This window comes from Pseudomonas sp. FG6 (assembly GCF_057809015.1).
Genome location: NZ_JBMDJD010000091.1, coordinates 1 through 369 on the forward strand (window position 1 = coordinate 1; position 369 = coordinate 369).

General features: G+C 63.1%; 1 protein-coding gene. It reads left to right on the plus strand.

The window, feature by feature from the left end; genetic code table 11:
- A partial coding sequence (locus tag ACODSJ_RS24740) for a DUF2345 domain-containing protein (protein ID WP_489104227.1) occupies nucleotides 1-369 on the plus strand: 369 nt, incomplete at both ends.

The following is a 369-nucleotide window of genomic DNA, read 5'->3' on the forward strand; positions in this document are numbered from 1 at the left end:
ATGAGCAGGTCAAGGCTCAAGGTCCGGTCCTTGACATGAGCAACGCCATCGACCGGCTGCAGCAAGCTGGCGATCAGTTGAAGAGCCTTTCCGATGACGCCCAGGCCGCCAACGCCGAATCGGCGGATGTCGCCGCGCAACTGCAACTGCTACGACAGGACCTGGAACAACTCAAGTCCTCGGTCCTGTTGCTCAGCGCCCCGCAAGGCATCGCCCTCAGCAGCGGCAAGCACCTGCAACTGGCAGCGCAACGCAACCTGATGCTCAACGCCGGCGGCACAGCCGACATCAGCGTAGCCAAGCGCCTGTTCATGGGCGTGGGCCAGGGGGTGAGCCTGTTCGTGCGCAAGCTGGGTCTCAAGCTGATCG